This window comes from Streptomonospora arabica, from assembly GCF_039531585.1.
Classification (GTDB): Bacteria; Actinomycetota; Actinomycetes; order Streptosporangiales; family Streptosporangiaceae; genus Streptomonospora; species Streptomonospora halophila.
This window is the reverse complement of sequence record NZ_BAAAQI010000013.1, coordinates 136,794-144,993: the sequence shown is the minus strand read 5'-3', so window position 1 is coordinate 144,993 and position 8,200 is coordinate 136,794. Positions and strand designations below refer to the sequence as shown.

Below are 8,200 nucleotides of genomic sequence, written 5' to 3'. Positions count from 1 at the left end.
AGCCGCCGGTCGGGGCCGGTCGGGCAGGTCAGGCCGGTCGGGCAGGTGGGCGCAGGCTCGCCGGTGGCGACGCTGCACGAGTATGCCGCACCCCGCTGGGCCCGCCGGGCGGGGGCACCCGTCGGGCGCCGCCCGCCGCGGATGTACCGTCGAACGCGACACGGAGCGGAACCGCGTCACGCCGGTGCGCTCCCCCCCGCGAATCCGGTGGGCGCGAAGCGGGCGCACCCGGGCTGCTCGCGCCGGCCCGGTGCGGACATCCGCGGCGGGTCCGGAGTGCGCGCGAGCGCGTCCAGGCCCAGGCGCGCGCGGCGGACCCGTTCGCGGGACGAGGCCGCCACCACCGCGCTGAGCTGCTCGCCCGCGGGATAGACGTCGGGCGCGTTGCGCAAGCCGAACTTCACGTACACCGGCGCCGCCGCGCGGATGATCCCGGCGATCTCGTGGTGGCGCACGAACCCGCCGATGTTGTCGGGCGCCTCGACGTAGAAGTCCAGGGTCACCGGTCCGGCCGCCCGCAACTCGGCCAGCTGGTGCAGGCTCAGGTCCGAGGGGACATTGACGGTGTCGGCGCCCAGGCGCTCCTGCACGGCCAGCGCCGCCGGGTTGACCGGGCCCGCCATCACCGAGACCTTCAGCTGCAGGTCGGCGGGCAGGTCGCCGTCGGCCCGCCTGCTGTGCAGCACCCACAGCAGGCCCTCGTCGGCCACCAGCAGGCTGCGCACGCCCAGCGACGCCGCCCGCTCGGCCTCGGCGACCCCCGCTTCGAGCTGCGCGGCGCCTCTGCTGCGGGAGGAGGCCGAGCCGGCGGAGCTGTCCCGCGCGGCGCCGATGTCCCAGTTGGCGCCAGGGCGGGCGAACAGGCACAGCTCGACGCCGACCTCCGCGCACGTCCGCACCATCTCGGTGATCTCGCCGTCGGTCAGCATGGTCACGCCCGACCCCTGCGAGACGCGGTGGATCGGCACCTCCCACTCCGCGGCGGCCGACAGCACCGCCTGCAGCGCTCCCGGGCCCTCGACGCTGGGGATCTCCAACCGCCAGGCGCCCCCGTCGGGGAACGCCAGCGGGGAGGCGGGCGGTTCTGCGTCGGTTGCGGGCAGGCCGAGCGCGTCGAGCGCGGCGCGGCCGGGGGGCGGGTGCGGCGCGGAGTCGGTCATGGCGGTCCTCACGGCGGGGGCGACGGGTCGGAGGGCGGAGTCCGCCGGCGCAGGGGCGGCGGAGCGTCCGGGATGCAATCTGTTCTGTATACCGAACGATGTTCTCTATATCGTCACTGCACCTTATGGGTGACGCGGGAGCCGGTCAACGGGAGGGTGTCCGGCGCACCCGACCGGTGATGCGCGCCACTGGCCGGGTTGACCTGCCGCACACCGCGAATCTAAGGTGACGAAATAGCAGACGTCGTCCGAAATATAGAACACCGAGGTGCGGCGGTGCACCGCCACCGCACGCCCCTCACGATCAGCGGCGCCCCCAGCCGCCCCGGCCCCCGCGCCGCCGGCGGCCGCGCCCCCCGCCCCCGACGGCGCGCACCGACGCGCGCCACCGCAACCAGCCCTCGGACAGGTCCCCATTCATGGCAGATACAGCGAACCTCCCCACGGCATGGCTCCTCGCCGTCGCCGTGCTATCCATCGCCACCCTGCTCTTTCTCATCATCAAGGTGCGCCTGCACGCCGTCCTTGCGCTGATCCTGGTCAGCGCCGCGACCGCGCTGGCCACCGGAACACCTCCGGGCAAGCTCGTACCCCTGCTCCTCGACGGGCTGGGCTCGACACTCGGCGAGGTCGTCCTGCTGATCGGGTTCGGCGCGATCCTCGGCCGGCTCATCGAGGTCTCCGGCGGCGCCCAGGTGCTCTGCGACGGGCTCACCCGCCTGTTCGGCGAGCGCCGCGCGCCGCTCGCGCTGAGCGTCGCCTCACTGCTGTTCGGCTTCCCGATCTTCCTGGACGCCGCGTTCGTGGTGATGCTGCCCATCATCTTCTCGGTCGCCCGGCGCATGGGCGGGTCGGTGCTGCTCTACGCCCTGCCGGCCACCGGCGCCTTCCTGGCCATGCACGCGCTGCTGCCGCCCCACCCGGGACCGGTCGCGGCCACCCAGCTGGTCGGCGCGGACATGGGCGTCGTGGTGCTCACCGGCCTGCTGGTGGCCCTGCCCACCTGGTACGTCAGCGGCTACCTGCTCGGCCGTTGGCTGGGCGCCCGCAACGATGTGCCCATCCCGGCGATCCTGGGCGGTCCCGGCGCCGGGTCGGACGGCTCCGCGGAGCGCAGCGGCCCCGCGGACGGCGGCGGCTCGGGCCCCGGGCAGCAGGAGCCGGTCGCCCCGCCGCGCATGCCGGTGCTGCTGTTCCTGCTGCTGCTACCGGTGGTGCTGATCTTCGTCAACACCGGACTGGAGACACTCGGCGCCGCCGGCGCCGTCGACAAGAAGGCGCTGTGGGTGCAGTCGCTGCAAGCGCTCGGCCAGACTCCGGCGGCGCTGCTGATCACCGTGCTAGCCGCCCTGTACCTGCTCGGGTGGCGCCGCCGCGGCGACGGCGCGTCGCTGGAGCGCCTCATCGACCGCGCGCTGGCGCCCGTATGCACGATCATCCTGCTCACCGGCGCCGGCGGCATGTTCGGTGCGGTCATGGCCGAGAGCCGCATCGGCGACGCGCTGGCCGACGGGCTGGACGCGATGGGTCTGCCGCTCATCGTGGCCGCGTTCCTGATCGCCGTGGTGATGCGGGTGGCCCAGGGCTCGGCGACCGTGGCCACCACGACCGCGGCCGGGCTGCTGGCGCCGGCCGTGCAGGCCGCGGGCGGGCACTCGCAGTTCGAGCTGGCGCTGATCGTCCTCGCCATGTGCGCCGGCGGGATCGTGCTGTCCCACGTCAACGACTCGGGCTTCTGGCTCGTGCGCGGCTTCCTGGAGATGGACACGAAGACGACGCTGCGCACCTGGACGGTCCAGGCCACCGCCGTGGGCCTGATGGCGTTCGCACTGGTGTGCGCGCTTTACGGGCTGTCCGTGCTGGTGTTCTGAGGACGCGCGCTCCGGCGGGTGCGGCTTTCGGGCCGCGCCCGCCGACTGCCGTGTCCGGCCGCGCCGCCGCGCGCATCCGCCGCACGCACCGATGCGCACCCGCACGCGGCCCGCCCAGCTCCGCCCCCGCTGGGCCTCGCACCCATCAGGCCCGGACGCGCCCGCCCAACGCGGTGGTGAAGCGGCGCGCCCCGTCGGCCACGAGGTCCTCCAGCTCCGCGCGGCGCTCCTCGGACCAGCGGTGCAGCGGCACCGAGACGCTCACGGCCGCCACGACCTGGTCGGTGCGGTCGCGCACGGGAGCCGCCACACAGCACACGTCGGGGTTGGACTCGCAGATCTCCACCGCGGTGCCCGCCTCGCGGACGCGCCGCAGCTCGTCGAGCAGCGCGGGCACCCCGGTGATGCTGCGCGGCGTCATCGGCTCGGGCGGAGTCCGCGCGAGCCGCGTGCGCAGCTCGTGCTCGGGCAGCGCAGCCAGCAATACCTTGCCCAGCGCGGTGCAGTGTGCCGGGATGCGCCCGCCCAGGGTGGAGACCATCCGCACCGCGTGCGAGCTGTCGACCTTGGCGACGTAGACGATGTGCACGTCGTCGAGGACGGCCACGTGCGAGGTCTCGTTGCACGCCTCCACCAGCTCGCGGGCGGTCTGCCGGCCGGTGCGCGCGGTGTCGAGCCCTTCGGCGTAGGCGCTGCCCAGCCGGAACAACTGCAGGCCGAGCCGGTAGCGGCCGGGGATCTCGGGGTGGGGATCGAGGTACTGCCGGTCGACCAGGGTGTGCAGGAGCTCGTGCACCGTGGTGCGCGGCAGGTCGAGCTCCTCGACCACCTCGGGCGCGCTGACCGACTCCCGCCCGTCGGTGAACAGCTCCAAAATGTCCAGGGCACGCAGGAGAGCGGGGGTGCGGCGGGCCATCGGCGTGCGGTCCTCCCTGAGGGCGGCGGAACGCGCCCAGGCTAGGCTGCGGACCCGCCCGGGCGCGAACGGGGTCCTTGCAGGCCGAAGTATAGAACGATATTCGATATTTGGCACAGCTACGGCAGGCGAAGGCACCGGAAGCAGGTCGGCCGGCCAGTCGCTCGGTTCCCGCCTCCGGTGCGCTCGGACCCGCACAGCCCCCGGAGGCGCACACGGCGCGCGTTCGGGGGGAGCGGGGTCAGTGGGACTCGCGCGGGACCTCGTGGCCGCTGGAGCCGACCAGGAAGTCCAGGTCGGCGCCCCGGTCGGCCTGGAGCACGCGTTCGCAGTACAGGCGCACCCAGCCGCGGTCCGAATGCGGGCGGGGCGCAGCCCACTCGGCGCGGCGGCGCTCCAGCTCGGCGTCGTCGACGTGCAGGGTCAGCGTGCGCGCCGGGACGTCCAGGCTGATCTCGTCGCCGTCGCGCACCAGCGCCAGCGGGCCGCCCACGGCGGCCTCGGGCGCGGTGTGCAGCACCACCGTGCCGTAGGCGGTCCCGGACATGCGCCCGTCGCAGATGCGCACCATGTCGCTCACGCCTTGGGCGAGCAGCTTGGAGGGCAGCGCGACGTTGCTGACCTCGGGCATTCCGGGGTAGCCGGCCGGGCCGCAGTTGCGCAGCACCAGCACGGTGTCGGCGTCGACGTCGAGCTCGGGGTCATCGGCGACCGCGTAGTACTCCTCGGGGGAGTCGAAGACCAGCGCCCGACCGCGGTGGACGAGCAGGTGCGGGCTCGCCGCCGACTGCTTGACCACCGCCCCGGAGGGCGCCAGGTTGCCGCGCAGCACGGCGGTGCCGGTGCCGGCGGGCTGCAGCGGGTCGTCGATCGGCCGGATGACCTCGCGGTTGTGGCACTCGGCGGTGCGCGCGGCCGCCCCGAGGGGCTCGCCGGTCACCGTGGGCGCGTCGGCGTGCAGCAGCCCGCCCAGTTCGGCGACGACCGCGGGCAGTCCGCCCGCATAGCAGAAGTCCTCCATCAGGAACCGGCCGCTGGGCATCAGGTCCAGCAGCGTCGGCACCTCGCGCGCCAGCACGTCGAAGTCGTCCAGGCTCAGGTCCACGCCCAGCCGCCCGGCGATCGCCAGCAGGTGGATGACGGCGTTGGTGGAGCCGCCGATGGCGGCGTTGATCCGGATCGCGTTCTCGAAGGCCTCGCGGGTCATGATGGAGGAGGGCCGCACGTCCTGCTCGACCATCTCGACGATGCGCCGGCCCGAGCGCTGCGCGGCGGCGTAGCGCCGGGCGTCCACCGCCGGCCACGTCGCGGCGTAGGCCGGCTGCATGCCCAGGGCCTCGGCCATGCACGCCATCGTCGAGGCGGTGCCCATGGTCATGCAGTGGCCGTTGGAGCGGGACATGCACGACTCGGCGAAGGAGCAGTCGGCCTCGGTCATCCGCCCGGCGCGCACCTCCTCCTCGAACTTCCACACATGGGTGCCCGAGCCGATGTCCTCGCCCCGGAACTTGCCGTTGAGCATCGGCCCGCCGGTGATCATCAGCGCGGGCAGGTCGGTGCTGGCGGCGGCCATCAGCAGGCCCGGCGTCGTCTTGTCGCAGCCGGAGAGCAGCACGACCCCGTCCAGCGGGTTGGCGCGCATCAGCTCCTCGGCCTCCATGGCCAGCAGGTTGCGGTACAGCATCGCGGTGGGCCGCAGCACCGTCTCGCCCAGGGCCATGACGGGGAACTCCAGAGGAAAGCCCCCGGCCTGCCAGACCCCGCGCTTGACCGATTCGGCGACACGGGAGAGATGGGCGTTGCAGGGGGCCAGCTCCGATCCGGAGACGGCGATCCCGATGACCGGGCGGCCGTCGAAGACCTCGTCGCTGAAGCCCTGGTTGCGCATCCAGGACCGGTAGAGCATCCCCGACCGGCCGCTCGCGCCGAACCAGTGCGTGCTGCGGCGGTCGGATTCGTTCTCGTCGGTGCTGGTCATTGCGGGCACTCCTCTGCGGTGTCGTGGCTGGAGATGGGGGCCGGCCCGGGGACCGGCGGACCTCGGCGCCCGGGCGCGGGTGTGCTGTGCTCGGGCGGCGTGTGCGGCGGCGGCCCGTGTTCAGTATGTTGAACCCGCGGCGGGGTGCCGGAAGGCGGCTCCCCGCATCGGTGATCCGACAGGCGCGGGAGGTGGCCGCGGGCATGGACGACGGAGCGGCGCAGGGTGAGCGCTCGCTGGCGCCGGCGGTCACGCGTGCGGCGGCCATCCTCGACATGCTCGCCGAGCGGCGCGGCCGGGCGGTCTCGCTGGCCGAGCTCGCGCGCGGGCTCGGCGCGGCGAAGTCGTCGGTCTCCAACGTCTGCGGCGCGCTTGCGGAGGCCGGGCTGGTGCGCCGCACCCCCGAGGGCTTCGGGCTGGGGCGGCGCCTCGTGGGCTACGCCGAGGCCTACCTGGCCGGCGTCGACATCGTCCGCGAGTTCCAGGACGTCTGCCGCGAACGCGACGACTGCCAGGAGGAGACCGTCCAGCTGGCGGTCCTCGGCGAGACCGGGCTGGAGGTCGTCTACCTGGCGCGGCGCGACGGGCGCCACCCGGTGGTGCTGGCCTCGCAGATCGGCCGTCCGCTGCCGGCGACGACCACCGCCACGGGCAAGGCCATGCTCGCCGAGCTGCCCCCCGCGGAGCTGGCCGCGCGGCTCGATGCGGCGGGACCGCTGCCGCACCCCACCGCCGAATCCATCACCGACCCCGACGAGCTGCGGCGCGACCTCGACGCGGTGCGCGAGCGCGGGTACGCCCTCGACTCCGGCGAGACCCTGGAGGGCCTGCTGTGCCTGGCGGCGACGGTCCCCGGCACCGCCACGCGGGGACAGGCGGCGGCCGTGAGCTTCACCGGGCTGGCCACCGCCGCTTCGGCGGGACGGCAGCGGGAGCGGGCGGAGCGGCTGCGCGGCCTGGCCGGCGACCTCGGCGCGCGCATGGGCGCCCCCGAGCCCCGCTAGCGCGGCGGCCGCCGCGGTGCCCGTCCGGCGTACGCGCTCCCTCACGGCCGGGGTCCCGGACGCGGCGCACTGCGCGTCGGTCCCAGGTGTTCAACATGTGGAACGGAAGTCAGCATGATGAAAGGGACGTTAAGCGGCCGTTGTGGCGCAGGTCAAATTCCCGCCCGCGGGTGATGTACGCCAGTGGCCGTTCGGTGTTACGTTCAACATGCCGTTCACTGTTCTGCATGTTGAACGGATGTGTGGAGCCGAGCGACGGAAGGGTGGAACAGTGCGCGGGATTCTCCGCTACGCCGATGCCGACGGGCGCGTGCGCGTAGGACTCGGCGACGACGATGGCGAGGCGGTCGTTCGTCCGCTCCCCGACGTGCGCGACATGGCCGATCTGCTGCGCAGGCCGCTGGCCGAGATCCGCGAACTGGCCGCCGCCGCGTCCGGCGAGCGGCTCGCCGCCCGGCTGGCGGACGTCGCGGTCCTGCCCCCCGTCGACGGAGGCACCGAGGTGTGGGCCGGCGGCGTGACCTACGAGCGCTCCCGCGAGGCGCGCGGCGAGGAGAGCGACAGCGCCGACCTCTACGACCGCGTCTACGACGCCGACCGCCCCGAGCTGTTCTTCAAGTCGGTCGCCTGGCGGGTGGTGACCGACGGCGAGCCCATCGGCGTGCGCGCCGACTCCGCCCTGGACGTGCCGGAGCCCGAGCTGGCGCTCTTCGTCAACGCCCACGCGGAGATCGTCGGATACGGCGTCTGCGACGACGTCAGCTCCCGCTCCATCGAGGGGGAGAACGCCCTCTACCTGCCCCAGGCCAAGGTCTACGCCGGAGGGTGCGCTCTCGGCGCCTTCGTCAGACCGGTCTGGGAGCTCGACGACCCGCGCGCCGGTGCCGTGCGGATGAGCGTGCTGCGCGGCGGCGAGGAGGCGTTCACCGGCGAGGTCGCGCTGGCCGGCCTGCGCCGCAGGCCCGAGGACCTGGTCTCCAGCCTGTTCGACTGCTATCCCTTCCCCGACGGCGCCGTCCTGGCCACCGGAACCGGAATCGTGCCGGACATGGATTTCACGCTGCAGGAGGACGACGTGGTCGACATCGAGATCACCGGCGTGGGCTCCCTGCGCAACACCGTGGTGCGCGGCCAGCGCGCGCTGGACTGGCTGGTCGCCGCGCGGAGCGAGCCGGCGCTGCGCGGTCCCCGCGCCCCGCTGCCCGAGTGACGTACGGAGGCCGGTGCGGCGCGGTGCAGCGGGGCGCGTGCCCTCACGCGCCCCGCCCCTG

Annotated in this window: 6 protein-coding genes; 3 read left to right on the top strand and 3 right to left on the bottom strand. The window is 74.0% G+C overall.

Annotation, left to right across the window (positions count from 1 at the left end):
• Positions 1 to 176 precede the first annotated feature (176 nt).
• Positions 177 to 1,160, bottom strand: coding sequence for a hypothetical protein (locus ABD284_RS19305; protein ID WP_344145437.1), 984 nt, complete (start codon positions 1,158 to 1,160; stop codon positions 177 to 179).
• 419 nt (positions 1,161 to 1,579) lie between these two features.
• Between ABD284_RS19305 and ABD284_RS19300 the strand changes: the two genes are divergently transcribed.
• A complete protein-coding gene (locus ABD284_RS19300; protein WP_344145435.1) occupies positions 1,580 to 3,031 on the top strand; it encodes a GntP family permease in 1,452 nt (483 codons plus the stop codon).
• Between the two features lie 145 nt (positions 3,032 to 3,176).
• Here ABD284_RS19300 and ABD284_RS19295 read toward each other — a convergent pair whose 3' ends face one another.
• Both ABD284_RS19295 and ABD284_RS19290 read right to left on the bottom strand, forming a co-directional pair.
• Positions 3,177 to 3,947 (bottom strand): IclR family transcriptional regulator, encoded by a 771-nt coding sequence (locus ABD284_RS19295; RefSeq protein ID WP_344145433.1) that lies wholly within the window; start codon positions 3,945 to 3,947, stop codon positions 3,177 to 3,179.
• Between the two features lie 241 nt (positions 3,948 to 4,188).
• Positions 4,189 to 5,925 (bottom strand): IlvD/Edd family dehydratase, encoded by a 1,737-nt coding sequence (locus ABD284_RS19290; RefSeq protein WP_344145431.1) that lies wholly within the window; start codon positions 5,923 to 5,925, stop codon positions 4,189 to 4,191.
• Positions 5,926 to 6,128: 203 nt separating this feature from the next.
• On the opposite strand from ABD284_RS19290, the gene ABD284_RS19285 reads away from it, so the two are divergent.
• Both ABD284_RS19285 and ABD284_RS19280 read left to right on the top strand, forming a co-directional pair.
• Entirely contained in the window at positions 6,129 to 6,929 is an 801-nt protein-coding gene (locus ABD284_RS19285) for an IclR family transcriptional regulator (RefSeq protein WP_344145428.1), read from the top strand.
• Positions 6,930 to 7,200: 271 nt separating this feature from the next.
• The gene (locus tag ABD284_RS19280) at positions 7,201 to 8,139 is read left to right on the top strand and encodes a fumarylacetoacetate hydrolase family protein (protein ID WP_344145426.1); all 939 of its coding nucleotides are present in this window, start codon (positions 7,201 to 7,203) and stop codon (positions 8,137 to 8,139) included.
• Positions 8,140 to 8,200 lie beyond the last annotated feature (61 nt).